General features: G+C 72.7%; 22 protein-coding genes. 16 read left to right on the plus strand and 6 right to left on the minus strand.

The window, feature by feature from the left end; genetic code table 11:
- Nucleotides 1–79 precede the first annotated feature (79 nt).
- Nucleotides 80–862: an Rv1486c family protein gene (locus Voc01_RS34820; protein ID WP_203931906.1), complete on the minus strand. Its 783-nt coding sequence runs from the start codon at nucleotides 860–862 to the stop codon at nucleotides 80–82.
- Nucleotides 863–938: 76 nt separating this feature from the next.
- On the opposite strand from Voc01_RS34820, the gene Voc01_RS34825 reads away from it, so the two are divergent.
- From Voc01_RS34825 to Voc01_RS34850, 6 genes are all read left to right on the plus strand, one after another.
- Nucleotides 939–1,724 carry a DUF3097 domain-containing protein gene (locus tag Voc01_RS34825; protein WP_203931907.1) on the plus strand — a complete coding sequence of 262 codons (786 nt, stop codon included), beginning with the start codon at nucleotides 939–941 and terminating at the stop codon, nucleotides 1,722–1,724.
- Nucleotides 1,725–1,726: 2 nt separating this feature from the next.
- Nucleotides 1,727–2,671: an isopenicillin N synthase family dioxygenase gene (locus Voc01_RS34830; protein ID WP_203931908.1), complete on the plus strand. Its 945-nt coding sequence runs from the start codon at nucleotides 1,727–1,729 to the stop codon at nucleotides 2,669–2,671.
- Nucleotides 2,668–3,354, plus strand: a complete 687-nt coding sequence (locus Voc01_RS34835; protein ID WP_203931909.1) for a shikimate kinase — start codon at nucleotides 2,668–2,670, stop codon at nucleotides 3,352–3,354. The genes Voc01_RS34830 and Voc01_RS34835 overlap by 4 nt, the downstream gene beginning before the upstream one ends.
- Before the next feature lie 28 nt (nucleotides 3,355–3,382).
- Nucleotides 3,383–3,841, plus strand: coding sequence for an NfeD family protein (locus tag Voc01_RS34840; protein WP_373873908.1), 459 nt, complete (start codon nucleotides 3,383–3,385; stop codon nucleotides 3,839–3,841).
- 50 nt (nucleotides 3,842–3,891) lie between these two features.
- Complete coding sequence (locus tag Voc01_RS34845) at nucleotides 3,892–4,965, plus strand: SPFH domain-containing protein (RefSeq protein ID WP_203931924.1); 1,074 nt, start codon at nucleotides 3,892–3,894, stop codon at nucleotides 4,963–4,965.
- Nucleotides 4,966–5,518: 553 nt separating this feature from the next.
- Complete coding sequence (locus tag Voc01_RS34850; protein ID WP_203931910.1) at nucleotides 5,519–6,997, plus strand: phthalyl amidase; 1,479 nt, start codon at nucleotides 5,519–5,521, stop codon at nucleotides 6,995–6,997.
- Nucleotides 6,998–7,109: 112 nt separating this feature from the next.
- Here Voc01_RS34850 and Voc01_RS34855 read toward each other — a convergent pair whose 3' ends face one another.
- Complete coding sequence (locus tag Voc01_RS34855; protein WP_373873909.1) at nucleotides 7,110–7,904, minus strand: TrmH family RNA methyltransferase; 795 nt, start codon at nucleotides 7,902–7,904, stop codon at nucleotides 7,110–7,112.
- Nucleotides 7,905–7,955: 51 nt separating this feature from the next.
- Between Voc01_RS34855 and Voc01_RS34860 the strand changes: the two genes are divergently transcribed.
- Nucleotides 7,956–8,207, plus strand: coding sequence for a zinc ribbon domain-containing protein (locus Voc01_RS34860; RefSeq protein ID WP_203931912.1), 252 nt, complete (start codon nucleotides 7,956–7,958; stop codon nucleotides 8,205–8,207).
- Here the strand turns inward: Voc01_RS34860 and Voc01_RS34865 are convergent.
- On the minus strand, nucleotides 8,201–9,109 hold the full coding sequence (locus Voc01_RS34865) for an expansin EXLX1 family cellulose-binding protein (RefSeq protein WP_239160689.1): 909 nt from the start codon (nucleotides 9,107–9,109) through the stop codon (nucleotides 8,201–8,203). The two genes, Voc01_RS34860 and Voc01_RS34865, sit on opposite strands and share 7 nt — an antisense overlap.
- 84 nt (nucleotides 9,110–9,193) lie before the next feature.
- Between Voc01_RS34865 and Voc01_RS34870 the strand changes: the two genes are divergently transcribed.
- Nucleotides 9,194–10,801, plus strand: a complete 1,608-nt coding sequence (locus tag Voc01_RS34870; RefSeq protein ID WP_203931926.1) for a bifunctional 3'-5' exonuclease/DNA polymerase — start codon at nucleotides 9,194–9,196, stop codon at nucleotides 10,799–10,801.
- On the opposite strand, the gene Voc01_RS34875 is transcribed toward Voc01_RS34870, so the two are convergent.
- The gene (locus tag Voc01_RS34875) at nucleotides 10,783–11,292 is read right to left on the minus strand and encodes an NUDIX domain-containing protein (RefSeq protein ID WP_203931913.1); all 510 of its coding nucleotides are present in this window, start codon (nucleotides 11,290–11,292) and stop codon (nucleotides 10,783–10,785) included. The genes Voc01_RS34870 and Voc01_RS34875 overlap by 19 nt on opposite strands.
- Nucleotides 11,293–11,376: 84 nt before the next feature.
- Between Voc01_RS34875 and Voc01_RS34880 the strand changes: the two genes are divergently transcribed.
- From Voc01_RS34880 to Voc01_RS34890, 3 genes are read left to right on the plus strand one after another with little or no spacing between them, the layout of a single operon-like run.
- Nucleotides 11,377–13,635, plus strand: coding sequence for an ATP-binding protein (locus Voc01_RS34880; protein WP_203931914.1), 2,259 nt, complete (start codon nucleotides 11,377–11,379; stop codon nucleotides 13,633–13,635).
- Nucleotides 13,568–14,005, plus strand: a complete 438-nt coding sequence (locus Voc01_RS34885) for a response regulator (protein ID WP_203931915.1) — start codon at nucleotides 13,568–13,570, stop codon at nucleotides 14,003–14,005. Before Voc01_RS34880 ends, Voc01_RS34885 begins: the two co-directional genes overlap by 68 nt.
- Complete coding sequence (locus Voc01_RS34890) at nucleotides 14,002–15,546, plus strand: sensor histidine kinase (RefSeq protein ID WP_203931916.1); 1,545 nt, start codon at nucleotides 14,002–14,004, stop codon at nucleotides 15,544–15,546. The genes Voc01_RS34885 and Voc01_RS34890 overlap by 4 nt, the downstream gene beginning before the upstream one ends.
- Before the next feature lie 6 nt (nucleotides 15,547–15,552).
- On the opposite strand, the gene Voc01_RS34895 is transcribed toward Voc01_RS34890, so the two are convergent.
- Both Voc01_RS34895 and Voc01_RS34900 read right to left on the minus strand, forming a co-directional pair.
- Nucleotides 15,553–16,449 carry an amidohydrolase family protein gene (locus tag Voc01_RS34895; protein WP_203931917.1) on the minus strand — a complete coding sequence of 299 codons (897 nt, stop codon included), beginning with the start codon at nucleotides 16,447–16,449 and terminating at the stop codon, nucleotides 15,553–15,555.
- A 117-nt stretch (nucleotides 16,450–16,566) separates the two neighbouring features.
- Nucleotides 16,567–17,139, minus strand: a complete 573-nt coding sequence (locus tag Voc01_RS34900) for a DUF1707 SHOCT-like domain-containing protein (protein ID WP_203931918.1) — start codon at nucleotides 17,137–17,139, stop codon at nucleotides 16,567–16,569.
- 187 nt (nucleotides 17,140–17,326) lie between these two features.
- Between Voc01_RS34900 and Voc01_RS34905 the strand changes: the two genes are divergently transcribed.
- The 5 genes from Voc01_RS34905 (at nucleotide 17,327) to Voc01_RS34925 (ending at nucleotide 21,933) form a co-directional block, all read left to right on the plus strand.
- Nucleotides 17,327–18,646, plus strand: a complete 1,320-nt coding sequence (locus tag Voc01_RS34905) for a sensor histidine kinase (RefSeq protein WP_203931919.1) — start codon at nucleotides 17,327–17,329, stop codon at nucleotides 18,644–18,646.
- 124 nt (nucleotides 18,647–18,770) lie between these two features.
- The gene (locus Voc01_RS34910) at nucleotides 18,771–19,436 is read left to right on the plus strand and encodes a response regulator (protein WP_203931920.1); all 666 of its coding nucleotides are present in this window, start codon (nucleotides 18,771–18,773) and stop codon (nucleotides 19,434–19,436) included.
- A gap of 114 nt (nucleotides 19,437–19,550) precedes the next feature.
- Complete coding sequence (locus Voc01_RS34915; protein WP_203931921.1) at nucleotides 19,551–20,498, plus strand: LLM class F420-dependent oxidoreductase; 948 nt, start codon at nucleotides 19,551–19,553, stop codon at nucleotides 20,496–20,498.
- On the plus strand, nucleotides 20,489–21,295 hold the full coding sequence (locus Voc01_RS34920; protein ID WP_203931922.1) for an SDR family oxidoreductase: 807 nt from the start codon (nucleotides 20,489–20,491) through the stop codon (nucleotides 21,293–21,295). Before Voc01_RS34915 ends, Voc01_RS34920 begins: the two co-directional genes overlap by 10 nt.
- On the plus strand, nucleotides 21,292–21,933 hold the full coding sequence (locus Voc01_RS34925; RefSeq protein WP_239160690.1) for a nucleoside/nucleotide kinase family protein: 642 nt from the start codon (nucleotides 21,292–21,294) through the stop codon (nucleotides 21,931–21,933). Before Voc01_RS34920 ends, Voc01_RS34925 begins: the two co-directional genes overlap by 4 nt.
- Nucleotides 21,934–21,966 lie beyond the last annotated feature (33 nt).

Here is a 21,966-nt window from a genome sequence, read left to right on the forward strand (position 1 = left end):
AACGATCAACAGACACCCTGCGAAGACAGAGCGTCCGAACGCACAGTGACACACCACGACCGCATACGAATCAACGACGCTAGATCATCGGGGCGTTGCAGGCGGCCACCAGTGCGCGCCGGCAGGCCTGGGTCAGCGGACGCAGCGCCGCGTCCCGTTGCTGCGCCTCGTACCCGTTGATCGCCCCGCCGGGTGCCGACAGTTCCGCCAACGCCAGGACCCGGTCGAGCACGCTCGCCCGCGCGTACAGCCGGCGCGCCCGCGCGTCGTACCCGGGCGGGAGGTCGGTGCTGTTGTCGGGACGCCGCAGCGCCTGCAGGGCGCCGGCCAGTTCGGGGCGCCACTGCGCCACGTCGAGCTTGGTCAACGCCGTGGTGGTGGACATCAACGCCGCCGACAGTTCGGCCTCGGCCTCGGCGGCCGACGGCTCGTCGAACGGGCGCGGGGCGGCGGCCAGCGGGTAGAACCGCCACAGCACGGTTTCGAACGTGTCACCCGAGCCCGACGTGTGGACGCGGACCTCCGGCACCAGCCCGAACTCGCCCGCGACCACGCCCTCGCCGGTGAGCAGCGCCGCGCCGGTGAACGGGCCGGGACCGGGCAGGCCGCGCGGGTCACCGGGCACCGGCAGCACCAGCCGGACGTCGTCGGGGTGCACCTTCGACAGCGCCTGCACGGCGAGCGGTAACTCCACGTCGGTCCACGTTCCGGGAACGTCGGTGGCGAGGTGTTCCTCGTCACCGGCTATCTCGCCGGCGACCTCGTCGTACGGCACCAGGCCGGCGCGCCACGCGCGGACCCAGGACACGAACCGGGCCGAGCGGCGCACGGTCTTGGTTGCCGCGTGCGCTGCGGGGGACATGGAGAGCAGCCTACGTGCTGGCCGCGCGGTGTGTCTCGCGCTCGCCACGCGGGTCACGCGCCTAACCTCTCGGAGCATGCATGGGCTTCAACCGAGACGGCCGCGTCGACAGATCCCGGAGGTCGAGGCCGAGCCCGACCTGGTGGTCGAGGACGTCGATTCGGGGTTCTGCGGCGCGGTGGTCGGCTTCGAGTCGGGTGCGGTGGTGCTGGAGGACCGGTTCGGCAAGCGCCGCCTGTTCCCGCTGGAGCCGGCCGCGTTCCTGCTCGACGGCGAGCCGGTGACGCTCGTGAGGCCGGCTCCGAAGCCGCAGCGGCGGCGGCTCACCGCGTCGGGGTCGGTCGCCGTCGCGGGTGTGCAGGCGCGGGTCGCCCGCGCGAGCCGCATCTGGGTGGAGGGCATCCACGACGCCGCGTTGGTGGAGAAGGTCTGGGGCGACGACCTGCGCATCGAGGGCGTCGTGGTGGAGCCGTTGAGCGGCATCGACGATCTCGTCGGCGAGGTCGACGCGTTCCGTCCGGGCCCCGACGCGCGCCTCGGCGTCCTGGTCGACCACCTCGTCGCCGGTTCCAAGGAGAGCCGGATCGTGGCGTCGGTCACGTCGCCGCACGTGCTGGTCACCGGTCACCCGTATGTCGACATCTGGCAGGCGGTGAAGCCGGCCCGGCTCGGCATCGACCGGTGGCCGGTGATCCCGCCCGGCCGTCCGTGGAAGGAGGGCGTCTGCGCGGCGCTCGGCGTCGCCGAGCCGGCCGAGATGTGGCGGCGCATCCTGGGAAGCGTGCGTACCTACAGGGATCTCGAGACGCCGCTCATCAACTCGATGGAGCGCCTGATTGACTTCGTCACTGAAGTGAGCTGAATGTGGCACTCCCGGTCATCGACCTCGCGGCGCCGATGCCGGTCAAGGCCGCCGAGGTGGAGCGCGCGTGTCGCGACTCGGGCTTCTTCTATGTGACGGGCACCGGGGTGCCCGACGTGGTGAAGCTTCGCGTCTTACGCGCCGCTCGCGAGTTCTTCGCTCTCTCCGAGGAGACGAAGGCGGAGATCGCCATGGAGCACGGCGGCAGGGCGTGGCGCGGGTACTTCCCGGTCGGCGCCGAGCTGACGTCGGGGAGGGCCGACCGCAAGGAGGGCATCTACTTCGGCACCGAGCGGCCCGGCGATCCGCGTCCCCTGCACGGCGCGAACCTGTTCCCGGCGCAGGTGCCCGACCTCCGACCGGCGGTGCTGGAGTACATCGACCGGCTCACCGACGTCGCCCAGGACGTGCTGCGCGTCGTCGCCGTGAGCCTCGGCCTCGACGCGGAGTACTTCGCCGGCGGCTACACGGCCGACCCGACCGTGCTGTTCCGGATCTTCCACTACCCGCCGTCGCCTCCCGACGCCGACGACTGGGGTGTCGGCGAGCACACCGACTACGGTCTGCTGACCCTGCTCCTCCAGGACGACAACGGCGGCCTGGCCGTGCGCACGCAGCGCGGCTGGGTCGACGCCCCGCCCGTGCCGGACACGTTCGTCTGCAACATCGGGGACATGCTCGACCGGCTCACCGGCGGCTGGTACCGCTCGACGCCGCACCGGGTGCGCAACGTCAGCGGCAACGACCGCCTGTCGTTCCCGTTCTTTTTCGACCCCGCCTTCGACCGGGAGGTGCCGCCGCTGCCGCCGGTCTCCTCCTCGGCCGGCTCAGCGGGCGGCGCCCGGTGGGACGGCCAGGACCTGCGCGCGTTCACCGGCACCTACGGCGAGTACCTGGTGGGCAAGGTCTCGAAGGTGTTCCCGCAGCTGCGGGGCGAGCTGGGATGAGGCGGGTCAGCGTCGTCGGCAACTCCGGCTCCGGCAAGACGACGCTGGGTAAGCGGCTGGCCGCGCTGTTGCGGGTCCCATTTCTCGAGCTCGACTCCGTGCAGCACCAGCCGAACTGGGAGCCCCTGCCGCTGGAGGAGTTCCGGGCGCGCGTCGCGGCGGTGGTCGCCGGCGACGGGTGGGTGATCGACGGCAACTACCGCGCGGTGCGCGACCTGGTGTGGGCCCGCGCCGACACGGTGATCTGGTTCGACCTGCCCCGCGGCACGGTGATGCGGCAGGTGATCCGGCGCACGATCCTGCGCGGGGCGATGCGGAAGGAGCTGTGGAACGGCAACCGGGAGACGCTGCGCAGCCTGCTCAGCTGGGACCCGGAGAAGTCGGTCGTGCGGTGGGCCTGGGTGAAGCACGCCGACTACCGGCGGAGGTACTCGGAGGCGTCCGCCGATCCGGCGTCGGCTCACCTGCGTTTCGTGCGGCTACGCTCGCGCGCCGAGGCGGACGCCTTCCTTTGCGACGACGCTCTCCTCGACGCCTCTCGGCGCGATCACGCTTCTCCTGGCGGCGACGCCTCTCCTCGCGACGACGCCTCTCCTGGCGACACCTCTCCTGGCGGCGACGCCTCTCCCGGCGACACCTCTCCTCGCGACGACGTGGGTGGCGGCACCCATCTTGGCGAATAGTGACCCTCCCGCGACCCTCCGGGGCGGCATGCGCCCGGCGCGGCGTGTCAGTATTCGAGATGTGGCTGTAGTGCTCTGGATACTGGCGGCCGTCGGGCTGGCGGTCGCCGAGCTTTTCACGACATCGTTCTTCCTGATCATGTTCGCGCTCGGGGCGGTCGCCGCCGCTGCCGCCGCCGCGCTCGACGCACCGGTCACCGTGCAGGCGCTCCTGTTCGTGATCGTGTCGCTGCTCGCGACGCTGGGTCTGCGCCCGGCGCTGCGTCGGCACTTCGGCCGCGACGCGGGCGAGCCCACCCCTGTGGCTGAAATCGCGGGCAGCGAGGCCGTGGTGCTCGAGCGGGTCGACGACCGGAGCGGCATGATCAAGATAGACGGCGAGTACTGGCAGGCGCGGGCGATCGAGTCCGATCAGGTCATGGAGCCCGGCGAGCGGGTGCACGTGGTCGAGATCAAAGGCAATACCGCGATGGTCTGGAGGGTCTGACCGTGGCCGAGAGCATTCTGCTGATAATCATCTTCGGCATCGCGCTGTTCATGCTGATCGCCGTGATGAAGTCCGTGCGCGTGGTCCCGCAGCAGCGCATGTACGTGGTCGAGCGGCTGGGCAAGTACCAGCGCACGCTCACGCCGGGTCTGAACTTCCTGGTGCCGTTCCTCGACGCGGTGCGCTCCAAGGTCGACATGCGGGAGCAGGTGGTCAGCTTCCCGCCGCAGCCGGTCATCACGTCCGACAACCTGGTCGTGTCGATCGACACGGTGCTGTACTTCCGGGTCACCGACCCCGTGAAGGCCACGTACGAGATCGCCAACTTCCTGCAGGCGATCGAGCAGCTCACGGTCACCACGCTGCGGAACGTGATCGGTTCGCTCGACCTGGAGCGCGCCCTGACCAGCCGCGAGGAGATCAACCGCCACCTGTCCACGGTGCTCGACGAGACCACCGGCCGGTGGGGCGTGAAGGTCACCCGGGTGGAGATCAAGGCGATCGAGCCGCCCCCGAGCATCCGCGACTCGATGGAGAAGCAGATGCGCGCCGAGCGCGACAAGCGTGCCGCGATCCTGAACGCCGAGGGCCAGAAGCAGGCGCAGATCCTCACCGCCCAGGGCGACCAGCAGGCCGCCGTCCTGCGTGCCGAGGGTGAGCGGCAGGCCCGGATCCTGCAGGCCGAGGGCCAGGCCAAGGCGATCCGCACCGTCTTCGATGCGATCCACGTCGCCGATCCCGACCCGAAGGTGATGGCCTACCAGTACCTGCAGGCGCTGCCCCAGATCGCGCAGGGCCAGGCCAACAAGGTCTGGATCGTGCCCGCCGAGCTGACCCGTGCCCTGGAGGGCATCGGTGGTGCGGTGGGTGGCCTGATCTCCCCGAACGCCGGTGAACGTGCCGCCACCAAGGAGGAGACCTCCGCCGCCCTGGAGGAGGTGGAGGCCGAGGCCCGCCAGGTAGCCGAGGCAGCCGCCCAGGCCGCCAAGGAAGCCGCCGACGAGGCCCACAAGGCAGAGGCAGGCGCCGGTCCGGTCCCCAGGGGCCTGCCCGCCTCCGACCCTCTACCGGTGAGCGCCATCCTGGGCGAGAAAACCCCCGAAGACCACCGCGAACGCGCCTGACCGGGGCCCTGCCCGTTCCTTCTTGAGCCGTTCCTTCTTGACCCGTTCCATCTTGACCCGTTCCATCTTGAGTGGAGCGCGGCAGCCCTTGCCCGGCCGCCCTGGCCTGGGTGGCGCGACCTCTGCGGAGGGGGCGGCGAGCCGTCCGCCGGGTGGGCCACTCGCATGAGTCGTGGAGGTGCGCCGAGCGACCGGGCACAGATGTACCTCACCGGTCGCCGATGATGTTCCTGCGTGCCCGGTCGTTCGCGGGCGGCAGGGGAATCCGGCCTCTGAAGCGCTCTGGGAACAGCGAACGGCTGGCGGGGCATCGTTCGCGTGCGTACCGGGGCGGGTCGGTTGGCCCGCGCGGCGGTGACGCGGCCGGCGCGGTGATGGCTTGGCCGGCGCGGTGGGAGGTGCGGTCGGCTGGCGGGGATGCGGTCGGCGTGGCGGGCGCGGTGGGTCGAATGGGGGCGAACGCGGTGTCTTCGGGTGGGGGCGGAACGTGAGACGCCGGGAGCATTGACGCGTGGCTGGGGGAGCCCGTTGCATGGGCGGCGGAGGTGGATCAATGAACATCATTCCAGCCGCCCGCTGGTCCGCCCTTGTCGTGATTGTCGGCAGCCTGCTCGTGGTGCCCGCCGGCCCTGCACTGAGTGGCCCTGCACTGAGTGGCCCTGCACTGAGTGGCACGGGTCTGGGCTCGCCCGGTCTCGACGCCACGGCGCAGGCTTGTGTAGCTCCGGTACCCAGCACCACCCAGCCCGGGTACACGGTGGCCGACCCCAACTGCGACCTCAACGGGACGCCGTTCCAGCCGTTGACCGACGGCTCCGGGAAGGCTCTCAGCCGCACCTACGCGGCCATCGAGAACGGGGCCGCCTACCGGATGGAGGTGCCGCTCAACTGGAACGGCGAGCTTGCAATCTACGCACACGGCTACCGGGGCACGGGAACCACCGTGTTCGTCGACAACGCGCCGCTGCGCGCGCACTTCATCTCGAAAGGCTTTGCCTGGGCCGCGTCGAGCTACCAGACCAACGGGTACGACGTCGGCCAGGGTGTGCGGGACTCGCACGCCCTGATCGCCCAGTTCGCCCGCGTGACCGGCACACGGGCCAAGGCCGTGTACATGACCGGCATGTCGATGGGTGGACACGTCACGGGCGTGGCCATCGAGAAGTACCGGGGCTCGTACGTCGGGGCGATGCCGAGCTGCGGGGTGCTCGGGGACGCGGAGCTGTTCGACTACTTCCTCGACGCCACGGTGACGGCCGGCGCGCTGGCCCGCGTGCCGGTGCAGTTCCCGCTGAGCCCGCCGCCGGACTTCCCGGCCACGTTCGCCGCCACCGTGGCGGCGATCCAGCCGGTGCTCGGGGTGAACAATGGCGCGCCACCCGCGTTGACGGCCGCCGGTAGGCAGTGGTCGAACGCGGTCGAGCGGCGCTCGGGCGGCGACCGGCCCGGCTTCGAGGGCGCGTTCGCGTTCTGGAACACGGCGACCAACAGCGGCCTCCCCTTCCTGTTCGGCGTGTACCCGGGCACCAATGGCGGGACGATCGGCGTCGAGGACGGCAACGTGACCTCGAACCGCACGACCTGGTACGAGCTCGACAACCACTGGCTGCCGACCTGGGACGAGATCAAGCTCAACCTCACCACCCTGCGGGTGGGCCGTACCGCCGAGCCGAGCCCCGACCTCACCGGCGTCCCGAAGATCTACGGTGACCCGCGCATCCCCGTCCTGTCACTCCACAACATCGGGGATCTCTTCGTCCCCCTCTCGATGGAGCAGATCTACCTCGAGCGGGCGATGGCCCGTGGGCAGGCGAAGAACGTAGTGTCACGGGCGATCCGGGCCAACGGCCACTGCGACTTCACGGCCGCCGAGCTCACCCGCGGCTTCGACGACCTGGTGTCGTGGGTCCGCGGCGGCCACAAGCCGGCCGGCGACGCGATCCTCGACCCGCGCACCGTCGCCGCGCCGACGTTCGGCTGCCGGTTCACCGTCGGCGTCCGCCCGGACTTCGTCGCACCGGCCTGCGGCTGAACAGGCAAATAGAGGCAGGCGCAAAGAGGCAGGCGCCAAGAGCAGAAACAGGAGCAGGCGCCAGCAGCAGTACCAAGCAGCAGTACCAAGAAGCAGTACCAAGAAGCGGTAACTAACGACAGATCTCGTAGAACGCGACCGCCGCGGCGGCTGCCACGTTGAGCGAGTCGACGCCGTTGTGCATGGGGATCACCACGGCGGCGTCGGCCGCTTCCAGGGCGGCCGCCGTCAGGCCCGGGCCCTCGGCGCCGAGCAGCAGGGCCGGCCGCTCGCGTTGCGCGGGGGTCAGGCTCGGCAACGCGACCGCGTGCGCGCCGGGCGTCAGCGCCAACAGCGAGAAACCGTGGGAGCGGACCGCGTGGAGCCCGGCCGGCCACGCGTCCGCGAACGCGTACGGCACGGCGAACACCTCGCCCATGCTCACCCGCACGCTGCGCCGGTAGAGGGGGTCGGCGCAGGTGGGCGACAGGAGAACCCCGTCCATGCCGAGGGCGGCGGCGCCGCGGAAGATCGCGCCGATGTTGGTGTGGTTGTTGATGTCCTCGAGCACCGCGAGGCGGCGGGCGGTCGTGAGGACGTCCTCCGGAGACAGGGGAGGCTTGCGGTGGAAGGACGCGAGCACGCCACGGTGCACGTTGAACCCGGTGATCGTCCGCAGCAGGTCGGGCTCGGCCGCGTACACCGGTGCACCGGTGTCGACGAGGTCGGCCAGCTGGTCCACGCGTTTCGCGTCCAGGAGGAACGACCGCGGCGCGTAACCGGCGCGCAGGGCGCGACGGAGCACCAGCTCGCCCTCGGCGATGAACACCCCGTTGGGCGGTTCCCACCGGGTGCGCAGCTCGACGTCGGTGAGCGCCCGGTAGTCGCCCAGTCGCTCATCGGCGGGGTCGGCCAGCAGGGACACCATGGGCACAGCTAAGCAGGTACGCTGCGACGCTGTTCGAGCGAGGGGGAACCAATGATCCTGTTCGGTTACCGGCAGTCGGTGAAGGAACTGGCCAGGCTGATGATGCAGTGCCGCTCCTGCGGCATGCAGGGCTGGCAGGTCGTCTACCGGGTGCTCACCTGGTTCACGCTGTTCTTCATCCCGGTGCTGCCGCTGTGGGTCTCACGCAAACAGCAGTGCGGCACCTGCGGGATCACCCAGAAGGTGTCCAAGGAGGAGGCCGACGCGATGGTCGCCCACGCCGCCAACGCGCCGCGCTACTGACAGCTCTTCGTCTCCACGACGGGCGCCGCCGCCGCTTCCGCGGCGGCGGGAGCGGCCGGAGAGCCGGCCACCGCGGACGCCGACCCGGAGGGCGACCCGGAGGGCGGGGCCGGCACCGACGCCGGCCCGCTCGGCGCCGCCGACCTCGCCGGGGTGGCGGCCTGGGCGGCACCGCCGCTGTACATGCTCACCGCGGTGCGCTGCACCTGCTCGGGCGAGAGCCTGATGCCCGGCACCACGGTCTGCCGTCCGGTGGCGTCGGTGAGCCGTACCGTGAACGGGCCGCCACCGGCGCCGCTCTCGTCGATCCAGTAGTTGAAGTCGGTGCGTTGCAGCTTCTGGAAGCCGTTGCCGACCTTGAGCTCGGCCGAGGTCAGCGCGTTGCCGTGGTTGTCGAACCGCAGCGCCAGCCAGTACTGCGACGAGCCCTCCTTGACCCGCACCGTCACCGGTCCGGGCAGGCCGGGGTCGGTGACCGTGCGGAAGGTGACCGGCACGATCCCGTCGACCGGGTTGGCGATCTTCGTGAACGCCTCGCGGCTCAGGTCGATGTGACCGGCGGCGCACTCCGGGCACTGGTCGACCACCTTGACCCGCACGGTGCCCTTCGGCCCGGTGACGTCGAGGTACCCGCCACACGCCGCACCCGACCGGTAGTCGGCCGGCCCGAGCGCCACCACGAGCGGCGTCGACACCTTGTCGAACGAGCAGTTCCCGGCACCGGTGGCGGCGTAGAACGTCGCCTTGCCCGACACGCGGGCCTGTGCCGGGGCGGCGCACGCCGCGCTGCCGGTCCGAACCAGCACCACCGTGATCACCGCGACGGCGACCAGCACCGCGCCGGCACCGCCGAACAACCACCGCCTCGGCACCGCGCCGAGAAGACCTCCGAGTAACGCCACGGCCGGACCCTACCGGCCCCTGGGAGCGCTTCCGCTCGGACTTAAGACAGATTTGTCGTACCGCTCGGGTGTAATGGCGCAGTGATGCGCGCGCTGCACCCCGACCCGGCGGGCGGGGTCTGGCTGCGCGACCTCACCGAGGCGGGCGTGCCCACCACCGACGCGCGACGGCACCCGGGCGTCGAGCGCGACGACCGGGTCCGGTGGCTGTGGGCGTCCACTGCCGAGGTCTACCCGGGGCTGCTGAGGAACGGGGTGCGGCTCGACCGGTGCCACGACCTCGAGCTCACCGAGGCGCTGCTGCTCGGCGCCGAGGGTCTGTGGGGCCACCCGCGGAGTCTGGCGGCGGCGTCGGCCCGGCTGGCCGGGCGTCCCGTGCCTCCCGACCCGCCGGCCCGGGCCGCGGTGCCGCCCGGCGAGGTCCAGGAGGCGCTGTTCGACGCGGCGCCGGCGGCGCCGGCCGGCACGATCGACGACGTCGTCGAGGTGTACGCGGCGCAGCGGGAGCGCATCGAGGCCACGGCCGACCCGCGGCGGTTCAAGCTGCTCGTGGCGGCCGAGTCGGCCGGTGCGTTGCTCGCCGTCGAGATGACGCGGGCGGGGCTGCCGTTCCGGGCCGACGTGCACGACGCGGTGCTTCGCGACCTGCTCGGTGAGCCCACGCCACTCAACCACCAGCCGACCAAGCTCGCCGACCTGCAGCAGCGGATCAGCCAGGCGTTCGGCGGCCAGCGGCTCAACCCGACGAGCGCCGCCGAGGTGGTGCGGGCGTTCAGCCGCGAGGGCATCTCGATCCCCAACACGCGGGCGTGGTCGCTGCGCCAGGTGGAGCACCCGGCGGTCCCGTTGCTTCTGGAGTTCAAAGAGCTCTACCGCATCTGGACCGCGCACGGCTGGGTCTGGCGCGACCAGTGGATCCGCGACGGCCGGTTCCGGCCCGAGTACATACCCGGTGGCGTGGTGTCGGGGCGGTGGGCGTCCCGGGGCGGGGGAGCGCTGCAGATCCCGAAGGTGGTCCGCAAGGCGGTGCTCGCCGACCCCGGTCACACGTTCGTCGTGGCCGACGCGGCGCAGCTCGAGCCGCGCGTGCTCGCGGCCATGTCGGGCGACCGGGGGCTGGCGAACGCCGCGCGGTCCGGTGACCTGTACGCGGCGCTCGCGGCCGACTCGTTCGGCGGCGACCGGGCCAAGGCCAAGGTGGCCCTGCTCGGCGCGATGTACGGGCAGACCGGCGGGCAGGCGGTGCCGGCGCTGGCGGTGCTGCGGCGCAGCTACCCGCAGGCGTGGGAGTACGTCGAGGAGGCGGCCCGCACCGGCGAGCAGGGCGGCCTGGTGCGGTCGTGGCTCGGCCGGACCAGTCCGCCGTCATCGGTGCCGTTCGACAGGCTGGAGGGCGAAAGGGGACGGGCCCGGGGCAGGTTCACCCGCAACTTCGTCGTGCAGGCCACGGCCGCCGAGTGGGCGCTGGTGCTGCTGGCCCGGCTGCGCACGGAGCTGGCGGGAAGCAGCATGGAGATCGTCTTCTTCCAGCACGACGAGGTCGTGGTGCACTGCCCGCACGACGACGCGGCGCAGGCGATCGACGCGATCCACCGGGCCGGCGAGGACGCCGGGCGGCTGCTGTTCGGAGACACGCCGGTCCGGTTCCCGCTCGGCGCGTCGGCCGTGGAGTGCTACGCCGACGCGAAGTAGCGGTTCAGCGAGTCCATGTGGGTGTCGAACACCAGCGGCTCCGGCCCGCGGACCACGAGCCATTCCAGCGTCTCGTCGTTGGGCACCATCGGCGGCAGGTCGGCCTCGTCGCGGGCCGGCAGCAGGGTCACCACGATCAGCCGGTACCCGCCGGGTGAGCTGAGCACGTCGAAGATCGACACCGACTCGGGGTCGGCGTGGATCGTGGTCTCCTCGCGCAGCTCCCGGACGGCCGCCTCCTGCCACGTCTCGCCGGTCTCCATGAAGCCACCCGGCAGGCCGAGCTTGCCGTAGCCCGGCTCGATGCCGCGTCGCACGACGACGATCCCCGTGCCACCCGGCCCCGTACCGCCGGGGACCCGCACCGGCACCAGCGTCACCGCCACCGGCAGGGGGTTCTGCCACGTCATCTCGCCGCAGCCGGGACAGGTGCGCGGGTATCCGGCGTCGATGAACGCCGTGCCGCAGTGGGTGCAGTAGGGGTTGTGCATGGGGCAGAGGTTACCGGTGCGACGCGAGCCAGAATGCACCCGACAAACCATCACACCGCACCCGGATCGGCCGATGGGATGGTCGTGCGCGAAGGGCGGTGGTCGGGCGTCGCCGCGGCCGCCGTGGTCGCGGTCGCCGGGCTGGCGGCGACGGGCACCGCGACGGCTCTCGCGCACACCGCGGAGTGGCGGACGGCGCGCGTGACCATGGGCCGGGGGACCGCCGCGATCCAGGCGGCGGTGCAGGCTGAGCTGCGGCGGTACGTCGACGCGTCGGGGCTGGTCGCCGCCGGGGTCGGCGCGCTGGAGACGGTCACCCCCGGGGGCTTCGACGCCGCGACCGCGCCGCTGGTGGGTCTCGACCTGCGCGGCGTCGCGGCGGTCGGGTTCATCGTGCCGTCGGCCGACGACGCGGTCGCCGCGACCCAGGCCACCTGGCGGACCCGCGGCCTGCCCGGGCTGACGCTGCGGCCGCAGGGCACCGGCGAGCACGTCTTCGCGGTGATGCAGCGCGTCCTCGACCAGTCGCCGCGCACCGACGGCGCCGACCTCAGCACCGTGCCGGAGGCCGTCGACGCGCTCGACCGGGCCCGGCGGGCCGGCGCGACGGCGGTCTCCGACCCGTACGTGCTGCTGCGTGACCGCGGCCGGCCGATCGGGGAGCAGCAACGCGCGGTCATCTTCGCGAACGCGGTGAACGACCGGACCGGAACGTTCCAGGGCTGGGTGATCATCGGGGTGCGCGCCGAGAACCTGATGGCGCGCCTGCTGCAGTCGTCGGTCGCCACCCGGCTGGACATCTCCGTGCACGCCGGCGCCGACCCTGTGCCGCTCGCCCGGCTGACCGGCATCGGCACCGGTCCCACCGAGCTGAGCGGCCGCGCACCGCTGCGGGTCGCCGACCGGCAGTGGACGCTGCGCGTCGACACCGACCGGGCCACGCTCCCCGGCGCCGACACCGACCTCGACCGCGGCATCGCCGCCGGCGGCTCCGCCGCCACCCTGCTCCTCGCGGTGCTGGTCTACGTGGTCGGCACCACCCGCCGCCGGTTGGCGGCCCGGGTCAGCGCCGCGACCGCCGACGCGCGGACGGCCGAGCGCGAGGCGCGCCGGCAGGCCGGCCTGCTCCGCGCGGTGATGGACAGCATCGGCGACGGCGTGGCCGTGATCGATCGCGAGGGCCGCTTCCTGCTCACCAACCCGGCCGCCCGGGACCTCGTGGGCCGTTCCGGTGACTCGATGGACTCCGGCACCTGGCAGCGCCGGTACGGACTGTTCCAGGCCGACGGCGTCACCCCGTTCGAGGTCGACGAGATGCCTCTGATCCGGGCGCTGCACGGCGACGAGGTCGACGAGGTCGAGATGGTGGTCCGCAACGAGAACCGTCCCGACGGGCTGCGCCTGAACGTGTCGGCCCGTCCGCTGGACCCGGCGGCCGGCCAGCCGGGCGCGGTCGCGGTGTTCCACGACGTCACCGACCGACGGACCGCCGAGGAGGCGGTCCGCCGCCTCAACTCCGAGCTCGAGGACCGGGTCGTGGCGCGCACCGCCGAGCTGGCCAGCCGGGCCGAGCAGCTGCGGGCGTCTGCGGAGCAGCTGCGGGCCGCCAACGCCGAGCTGGAGGCGTTCTCGTACAGCGTCTCGCACGACCTGCGGGCGCCGCTGCGGGCCGTCGACGGGTTCGCCCGGATGCTCGAGCTCGACCACGCGGACAGGCTCGACGAGACCGGCCGCCGGTACGTCGCGCGGGTGCGCACCGGTGCCCAGACCATGGGCGAGCTGATCGACGGGCTGCTGGCGTTCTCCCGGCTGCAGCGGCAGGAGCTGGTCCACGAGGAGGTCCGGCTCGACGTCCTCGTCGCCGAGGTCTGGGACGAGCTGGCGCCCGACCGGGAGGGCCGGCGGATCGAGCTGCGGGTCGGCGACCTCCCCTTCGCGGCCGGCGACCGGCGGCTGCTCCGCCAGGTGGTGGCGAACCTGCTGCACAACGCGGTCAAGTACACCCGCGGCCGGGAAACGGCGGAGATCGAGGTCGGCTTCCACCAAGGTGTCTACTTCGTGCGGGACAACGGTGCCGGGTTCGATCCGCGGTTCGCGGACAAGTTGTTCCAGGTGTTCCAGCGGCTGCACCGGGCCGAGGACTACGAGGGCACCGGTGTCGGGCTCGCACTCGCGTCCCGGATCATCGTGCGCCACGGCGGCCGCATCTGGGCCGACAGCGCGCCCGACCGCGGCGCCACCTTCTATTTCACGCTCCCAGGGAAGGGGATCCCCCATGCCGACGCGGGTGCTGCTGGTCGAGGACAACCCGACCGACTTGGAGCTGGCACTGCTCGCGTTTGACCGGGGAGGCTTCGCCAACCCGGTCGACGTCGTGCGTGACGGCGCCGAGGCGCTCGAGTACCTCTACCGGGAGGGCCGCTACGCCGACCGCGGTCCGCACGACGAGCCGCGGCTGGTGCTGCTCGACGTGAAGCTGCCGCTGGTCGACGGCCCGGAGGTGCTGCGGCGGATCAAGAAGGACCCGCGCACGCGGCACCTGCCGGTGGTCATGCTGACCACCTCCACCGAGGACATCGACCTTCGTCGCTGCTACGAGTACGGCGCCAACAGCTACATCGTGAAGCCGGTCGACATGGAGCGGTTCTTCCGGGCGGTGCAGGACATCGGCACCTACTGGCTGGAGCTGAACAAGACCGAGGCGCCCGCATGAGAGCCCTGCTGCTCGAGGACAACCCGGACGACGCCGACCTGCTGGTCTTCGAGCTCAAGCGGGCCGGGTTCGAACCGGAGTGGTCGCGCGTCGACGACGAGCCCGGGCTCGTCGACGGGCTCGGCCGCACGCCCGACATCGTCCTCGCCGACTACAACCTGCCCGGTTTCGGCGCGCTGCAGGCGCTGCGGGTGATCAACGCGCTGGCGGACCCGCCGCCGGTGATCGTGGTGAGCGGCGCGATGAGCGAGGACGCGTGCGTGGAGGCGCTGCGCCGCGGTGCCGTCGACTACCTGCTCAAGGACCGGCTGGCCCGACTGGGTCCGGCGGTCGAGCACGCGCTCGCTCAGAAGCGGCTCGACCATGCCCGTCGCCGGGCCGAGGCGCTGTCGCAGGAGCACGAGCGGCGGTTCCGGGCCGCGTTCGACCACGCGCCGGTCGGCATGGCGGTCACGTCGCCCGACGGCGCGCTGATCGAAGCGAACACGGCGCTGCTGGAGATGGCCGGGGTCACCATGGCCGACGTGCGCGGCCGCCCGTTCGACGGGCTGGTGCTGCCGGAGGACCGGCCGGTGGTGGCCGACTACGTCAAGCTGCTCTGCGAGGGCGGCGACGGCGACCGCCGGTCCCGACCCCGCGCGCGGCCCGACGACGACCACCACGGCCGCCCGGTCCGCGAGATCCGGCTGACCGGCCACGACGGGAAGATCACGTGGACGCAGTACTCGGCGTCGATGATCGGCACGTCCGGGCCGCTGGTGCACCAGATCGCCGACATCAGCGCCCGCCGCCGCGCGGAGCAGGCGCTGCAGCGGCAGACCGAGGAGCTGGCCCGGTCGAACGCCGAGCTGCAGGAGCTCGACCGGCTCAAGAGCGAGTTCGTCGCGACCGTGTCGCACGAGCTCCGCACGCCGCTGACCAGCATCCGCGGCTACACGGAGATGCTCGCCGAGGACATCCGCGACCCCGACCAGAGCCAGATCATCTCGATCATCGACCGCAACGGCCGCCGGCTGCTGGCCCTGATCGACGACCTGCTGACGTTCTCGCACATCGAGGCCGGCACGCTCATGCTCGTCCGCGGTCCGGTGCGGATCGCCGACGTGCTGCGCAGCGCGGTCGAGGTGGCCCGGGCCACCGCGCCGGCCGAGGTGGCGATCAAGCTGTCGCCGCCGGAGGGCCTGCCGGCCGTCGACGCCGACGGTCCGCAGCTCGGGCGGGTGGTGCTCAACCTGCTGTCGAACGCGGTGAAGTTCTGCCCCGACGGTGGAACGGTCACGGTGACCGCGCGGGTGTCCGACGCGCCGGCGGAGGTGGTGGTCTCCATCGCAGACACGGGCATCGGCATCACCCCGGCCGAGCAGACCCGCCTGTTCACCCGGTTCTTCCGGTCGGCGGAGGCGCAGCGTCGCGCGATCAACGGCAGTGGCCTGGGGCTCGCGATCAGCAAGGCGATCGTCGAGGCGCACGGCGGATGGATCGGGGTCTCATCCACGCCGGGCGCGGGCACCACCGTGTCGTTCGGCCTCCCGGTCCCGTAAAGAGCTTTATGTGACGCGCGTGAGGGCGGCGCCGTTGGTCCAGCAGACGGCGCGCAACCACTCGTCGCCCAGGCCGAGGTTCGCCAGTGCCTCTAGCTGGTGGGCGTAGGGGTACGGGATGTTCGGGAAGTCGGTGCCGAGCGCCACCTTGCCGGCGAGGCCGAGGTCCGTCAGCCGGGGGAGCAGGTCGGTGGGGAACGGCGCGCCGTTCAGTCCGAACGACGTGAACGCCATCGTGGTGTCGAGCACGACGTTCCGGTAGGTCCCGGCGAGCTCGAGGAACTCGCGGTACTCCGGCGCGCCGAGGTGGGCGATCACGGCGCGGAGCCGGGGGTGCCTCTTCAGCACCTCGGCGAACCGCCCGGGGCCGGTGTAGGTGCCCGGCGCCGGTCCCGACCCGCAGTGGACGACCGCCGGGACCCCCGCCTCCGCCAGCCGGCCCCAGACCGGGTCGAGCACCTGCTCGCGGGGGTCGAAGTCGCCGACCTGGATGTGCACCTTGAAGATCCGCGCGCCGCTCTCCAGCGCCTTGTCCACGTAGGTCGGCACGGTCGGCTCGGGGAAGAACGTGGCGGTGGGAACGCAGCCCTCGGTCTTCGCCGCGAAGTCGAGCGTCCAGTCGTTGAGGTCGCTGGCCATGTCGGGCTTGTGCGCGTAGGCGAGGGCGGTGAAGTGGCGCACGCCCATGGCCCGGAGGTGGGCGACGCGGTCCGCGTCGGGCCATTTGTAGGTGATCGGCCACTCGATCCCGGTGAGCGGGCCGACCTGGTCGAAGTACGCCCAGACCCGGCGCAGCATCCGCGGCGGGAGGAAGTGCACGTGCACGTCGACGAGGCCGGGAAGCCCGAGCCCCTGCCAGAAGGCAGGTACCCGGGCATCGGCATCAGGCGCTTCGACTCTCACGGTGCGAGTTTCCCACCGCGGCCGGTTTCCGCTCGGGCGGCTCCGGCCTGCTGTGGTCCCGCGGCTGCCCGGTGTCGAGGCGGTTCGTCGGCCACCACACCTGCAGGATCGACGGGCTCAGCGGACGCGACCGCACTGGCCGGCCTCCCAGCGCGGGGCGTGGCCGTGCGCGTGGGCGTGCCAGCCCGGGCCGGCCTGGGCGTGCCAGTGCTGCCCCGGTCCGCGTCCGGGCTCTCCCGGTCCGCCGAAACCGCGAGCGGACCACGGACCCCAGCCACCGCGCTGCTGCCACCGGTACCACCGGCGGTGCCGCGCGAGGCCGATCGACATGATCGCGATCGGGATGATCGGCCAGAAGAAGACGGGGTGGACCAGGATCGCGATGAGCAGCCAGATACCGGTGAGCAGCGCGGCGACCGAGACCACGCGCCCGGTGTGTGCGCGCAGGCGGTCCTTCGCCTCGCTGAGGCGCTCCGGGGTGTTGAACGCGGTGCTCGGCGGGAGGTCGGCGATCAGCGGGCCGAGCTCGTCGCGGTACGTGGCGCCGTAGACCCGGCCGAGGCGGCTCTCGCCCTCCTCCAGGTCGAGCCGGCCCTCGGTCATCGCGGTCCGGACGATCTTGGCGTACTCCTCGCGCTCGACGTCCGAGGCGCGGATGCGTCCGGGAGCGGGATTCTCTGTGTTCGTCATGACTGTGGACCCCTCCTGGTTGGTAGTTCCAGGTTGCGACGTCCGGAGGCCGCTGGCGTCGGCCGCACAGCGGCTTTCGGGGTACCCCCGGTGATGGAGACGCTCCGGCGACGTACTCCTCCGGGGGTACGAGGGATGCCGCGCTGGGGAGACGCGCTGCGGTGCCGGACTGGCTTACCGTCGTGGCATGAGGAGGCGCAGTCGTCCACGGTTGGCCCGCGAGGGCCGGTTCTCCGGTGGTTGGCCGCCCGGACAGCGGCTCGGGCCCGCGCCGTTCGCCTCTTCCGGTGAAGAATGCGGCATCCCGATGTCCCCCCGGGGGGTGGGGTCGCGGGGGCGGCAGCGCCTCGACGGTCCATGGGCCATGCACCAGCTGGAGGAGAGCGACCGCGGTCCGGGCCCGGCGATCGTGGCCGGGGTGGCACAGGTGCTCGGGTGCGCGCTGGCGGCGGAGCCGGTGCCGCCGGTCGGGTACGCGCTGCTGCTGCTCGGGCCGGTCGCGCTGCTGCTGGGCCGGCGGCACCAGGCGGCCGCGTTGCTGGTGGCGGTGGCGTCCACGGTGGTGTACGAGGTGGCCGGGTTCGCGGGTGCGCCCACGTTCGTCGCGGCGCTCATCGCGCTCGTCCGCGCCGTGCGGGCCGGGCGGCGCCGGGAGTCGCGGCTCATCCTGCTGGCGGGTTTCACGGTGTTCGTCGCCGTCGGCGGGCTCACCGGCGAGGTCTCCTGGGCCCACGCCGCGGCCATGGGCGCGTGGACGCTGGTGGCGTACGGGTCCGCCGAGGCGAACCGGGCCCGGGTGGCGCAGATGGTGGCGATCGCCAAGGCGCAGGCGGAGGAGGAGCGGGCCGCCGCCGAGCGCGAGCGGGCCGCCGAGGAGCAGAAGCTGCGCCAGGCCAGCGACGAGCGGCTGCGCATCGCCCGTGAGCTGCACGACGTGCTGGGGCACCACCTGTCGCTGATCAACGTGCAGGCGGGCGTGGGGCTGCACCTGCTCGACGAGCATCCCGAGCAGGCCAAGACGGCGCTGGCCGCCATCAAGCAGGCGAGTTCCGAGGCGCTGGGCGAGGTTCGGGGCGTGCTGGCGGCCCTGCGCCCGGAGGGCGAGGCGGCGCCGAAGGCGCCGGCACCGGGGCTGGCCGAGGTGGAGGACCTGGCCGCGGCGGCCGGCCTGCCGGTGGCGTTCACGGTCGAGGGCACGCGCGAGGCGCTGCCGCCCGAGCTCGACCGCGCGGCGTACCGCATCGTGCAGGAGGCGCTCACCAACGTCCGGCGGCATGCCGGTCCGGCGGCCGAGGCGGAGCTCACGGTGGCGTACTCGCCGGAGCGACTGCGGGTCCGGGTGGTCAACCGGGGGACGGTCGACCCGCAGGCGCGTCCCGACGCCGGCAACGGCATCGCCGGCATGCGTGAGCGGGCGACGGCGCTGGGGGGCACGCTGCGCGCCGGTCCGCGGGCGGAGGGAGGCTTCGAGGTGGTGGCCGAGCTACCGGTACGTGGCGCTTCATGACCACGGTCGGGCCGGTGCCGGAAACCGGTGGGCCGGGAGCTGGGGGTTCGGAGCTGGGGGTTCGGAGCTGGGGGTTCGGAGCTGGAAGGATCGGAACCGGGTTGTCGGGAGCTGGGGGTAGAGCGTGATCAGGGTGCTGCTGGCCGACGACCAGGCGCTGGTGAGGGCCGGGTTCCGGGCGCTCATCGACGCGCAGTCCGACCTCATCGTGGTGGGTGAGGCGTCCGACGGTGCGCACGCGGTGCGTCTGGCGGTGCGCGAGCGCCCCGACGTGGTCCTGATGGACATCCGCATGCCGGGCATGGACGGCCTGGAGGCCACCCGCCAGATCGTCGCCGACCCGGAGTGCGCCGACGTGCGCATCGTCATCCTGACGACGTTCGACCTCGACGAGTACGTGTTCGAGGCGCTGCGGGCCGGTGCCAGCGGCTTCCTGGTGAAGGACACCGAGCCGGTCGACCTGCTGCGGGGGGTGCGGGCGGTCGCGGCCGGGGAGGGGCTGCTGTCGCCGAGCGTCACGCGTCGCCTGATCGAGGAGTTCGCCCTCCGCAGCCGCTCGCCCCGTCCGCCGGAGGCGCTCGACGGCCTCACCGACCGGGAGCGGGAGGTGCTGGCGCTGGTCGGCGCGGGCCTGTCGAACGACGAGATCGCCGTGAAGCTGATGGTCAGCCCCGCCACGGCGAAGACCCACGTGAGCCGCTCGATGAGCAAGCTCGGCGCCCGCGACCGGGCGCAGCTCGTCGTGTACGCGTACGAGGCCGGCCTGGTACGCCCCGGGTGGCTCGGATGAGCGCGGGCGTCGACCTTGAGACGGCCGTTCGGGCGGATCGGGTTGCTGAGTAGGGTGGCCGGCCGCGATGATCGGCGGGTGCGCCGATGGGGACTTACGATCCCGCTGACCGGGATGTCGCTGTCCGACCACGAGCCGGTTGCGGCGGCGGCGGTTGCCGCCGGGTACACGGATCTGTGGACCTCCGAGGTGAACGGGGTCGACGCGTTCACGCCCCTGGTGCTGGCCGCCGGGTGGCAGCCGTCGGCACGGCTGGGCACCGCGATCGTCCCGGTGTTCACGCGCGGGCCGGCGCTGCTGGCGATGAGCGCCACGGCGCTGGCCGAGGTGGCGCCCGGGCGGGCGGTGATCGGCATCGGGGCGTCGTCGCCGGCGATCGTCGACCAGTGGAACGGGCTCGACTTCACCGATCCGTTCGGCCGCACCCGTGACACGCTGCGGTTCCTGCGCAAGGCGCTGGCCGGTGAGGTGGTCGACGAGGAGTTCCCGTCGTTCCGCATCCGGCGGTTCAAGCTCGACCGGCCGCCGGAGCAGCCTCCGAAGCTGCACCTCGCCGCGCTGCGGCCGGGCATGCTGCGGCTGGCCGCCGCCGAGGCCGACGGGGCGATCCTGAACTGGCTGGCGGCGGGCGACGTCCCGAAGGTCACGGCCGAGCTGGCCGGTGCGCCCGACGGCTTCGACGTGGCGGCGCGGATCTTCGTGTGCCCCACCACCGACGCCGGGTACGCGCGGGCGGCGGGCAAGCGGATGATCACCGCGTACCTCACGGTCGGCGCGTACGCCGAGTTCCACCGCTGGCTCGGGCGCGAGGCCGAGCTCGGCCCCGTCTGGGACGCCTGGAGTGCCGGCGACCGGAAGGGCGCGCTGGCCGCGGTCCCAGATGATCTTGTCGATGCCCTGGTTCTCCACGGCTCCCCGGCGCAGGTGCGGGCCAAGCTGCACGAGTACGTCGAGGGCGGCGTGCGGACGCCGGTGATCGCGCTCGTGCCGGCGCCGGGTACCGATCTGCCGGCAGCGGTCACCGCGCTGGGCCCCGACGCGGAGGTCGACTCGTGGAGCTGAGCGGCGCCACGGTCGTGGTCACGGGCGCGGGCCGGGGCATCGGAGCGGCGCTCGCGCGGCGGTTCGCGGCCGAGGGGGCGGTGGCCGTGGTCGTCGCCGACCTCGACCTCGCGTCGGCGACAGCGGTGGCCGACGAACTCGGCGCGGTGGCGACGCCGTACCGGGTCGACGTGTCGTCGGAGGCCGAGGTCGCGGGCATGGTGTCCGACGTGCTCGACCGGTTCGGGCACATCGACCTGTTCTGCTCCAACGCCGGCATCACCACCGGCGCCGGCCTCGACGCCGACCCCGGCGTGTGGGAGCGGGCGTGGGGTGTCAACGTGCTCGCCCACATCCACGCGGCGCGGGCCGTGGTGCCGGCGATGCTCTCCCGCGGGTCCGGGTACCTGCTGAACACCTGCTCCGCGGCGGGCCTGCTCACCGCGATGGACGACGCGCCGTACGCGGTCACCAAGCACGCGGCGGTGGCGTTCGCCGAGTGGCTGTCGATCACGTACGGCGAGGAGGGCATCCGGGTCAGCGCGCTGTGTCCGCAGGGCGTCGACACCGACATGCTGCGCGGTGGGCTGGAGGCGGGGCACCGCGGCGCCCGCGTCACGGCGGCGTCGGGCCGCGTGCTGTCGGCCGGGGAGGTCGCCGACGCGGTGGTCGACGGGCTGCGGGCGGAGCGGTTCCTGATCCTGCCGCACCCGGAGGTGGCGACGTACGAGCAGCGTCGCGCGAACGACCGGGAGCGGTGGCTGGCCGCGATGCGCAAGCTCGGCAGCGCCGCGTCCGACGGTTCCGGGGCCACGTGATCCGTCCGCAGGCGTTGCCGTCCGCACTCGCTGCCGTGCGGCCGATGGTCGTCGAGCGGGCCGGCCGGTTGATCGTCGGGCTGGCCGGGCCACCGGCGGCGGGCAAGTCCACGCTCGCCACCGCCCTGGCGGCGGCGCTGAACGACGGCGGGACGGCCGCTGTGGCGGTCCCGATGGATGGTTTTCACCTGGCGAACGCCGAACTGAACCGCCTCGGGCTCGCCGACCGCAAGGGCGCGCCGGAGACCTTCGACGCCACCGGCTACGTGAACCTCCTGCGGCGGCTGCGGGCGGGGGAGCCGTCGACCGTGTACGCGCCGACGTTCAACCGCCAGATCAACGAGTCGATCGGCAGTGCGATCCCCGTGGCGCCCGACGTCCGGGTCGTGGTGACCGAGGGCAACTACCTCCTCCTGGACACGCCGCCCTGGCACGAGGTGCGTCCCCTGCTCGACCTGGCCCTGTACCTCGACGCGCCACACTCCACCCGGCATTCGGCGCTGGTCCGCCGGCAGCTGACCCGTGGCCTGAGCCGCGATGCCGCCCATGCCTGGGCCGGCGGCTCCGACGCGGCGAACGCCAAGCTCATCGAGTCCACGCGCGACCGCGCCGACGAGATCCTGATCCGCGGCGCATAGCGGGCCTGGGTGGCGCCGCCCCCCTTTCCCGCC

Source organism: Virgisporangium ochraceum (genome assembly GCF_016863655.1).
Classification (GTDB): Bacteria; Actinomycetota; Actinomycetes; order Mycobacteriales; family Micromonosporaceae; genus Virgisporangium; species Virgisporangium ochraceum.

Coding starts and splice junctions, on each gene's coding strand:
- Voc01_RS34875 (WP_203931913.1), bottom strand. CDS start 11,292: ATGCACAACCCCTACTGCACCCACTGCGGCACGGCGTTCATCGACGCC.
- Voc01_RS34900 (WP_203931918.1), bottom strand. CDS start 17,139: ATGACGAACACAGAGAATCCCGCTCCCGGACGCATCCGCGCCTCGGAC.
- Voc01_RS34845 (WP_203931924.1), top strand. CDS start 3,892: ATGCTGATCGCCGTGATGAAGTCCGTGCGCGTGGTCCCGCAGCAGCGC.
- Voc01_RS34890 (WP_203931916.1), top strand. CDS start 14,002: ATGAGAGCCCTGCTGCTCGAGGACAACCCGGACGACGCCGACCTGCTG.
- Voc01_RS34915 (WP_203931921.1), top strand. CDS start 19,551: ATGTCGCTGTCCGACCACGAGCCGGTTGCGGCGGCGGCGGTTGCCGCC.
- Voc01_RS34835 (WP_203931909.1), top strand. CDS start 2,668: ATGAGGCGGGTCAGCGTCGTCGGCAACTCCGGCTCCGGCAAGACGACG.
- Voc01_RS34840 (WP_373873908.1), top strand. CDS start 3,383: ATGCGCCCGGCGCGGCGTGTCAGTATTCGAGATGTGGCTGTAGTGCTC.
- Voc01_RS34870 (WP_203931926.1), top strand. CDS start 9,194: ATGCGCGCGCTGCACCCCGACCCGGCGGGCGGGGTCTGGCTGCGCGAC.
- Voc01_RS34905 (WP_203931919.1), top strand. CDS start 17,327: ATGAGGAGGCGCAGTCGTCCACGGTTGGCCCGCGAGGGCCGGTTCTCC.
- Voc01_RS34820 (WP_203931906.1), bottom strand. CDS start 862: ATGTCCCCCGCAGCGCACGCGGCAACCAAGACCGTGCGCCGCTCGGCC.
- Voc01_RS34860 (WP_203931912.1), top strand. CDS start 7,956: ATGATCCTGTTCGGTTACCGGCAGTCGGTGAAGGAACTGGCCAGGCTG.
- Voc01_RS34885 (WP_203931915.1), top strand. CDS start 13,568: ATGCCGACGCGGGTGCTGCTGGTCGAGGACAACCCGACCGACTTGGAG.
- Voc01_RS34825 (WP_203931907.1), top strand. CDS start 939: ATGCATGGGCTTCAACCGAGACGGCCGCGTCGACAGATCCCGGAGGTC.
- Voc01_RS34850 (WP_203931910.1), top strand. CDS start 5,519: ATGAACATCATTCCAGCCGCCCGCTGGTCCGCCCTTGTCGTGATTGTC.
- Voc01_RS34855 (WP_373873909.1), bottom strand. CDS start 7,904: ATGGTGTCCCTGCTGGCCGACCCCGCCGATGAGCGACTGGGCGACTAC.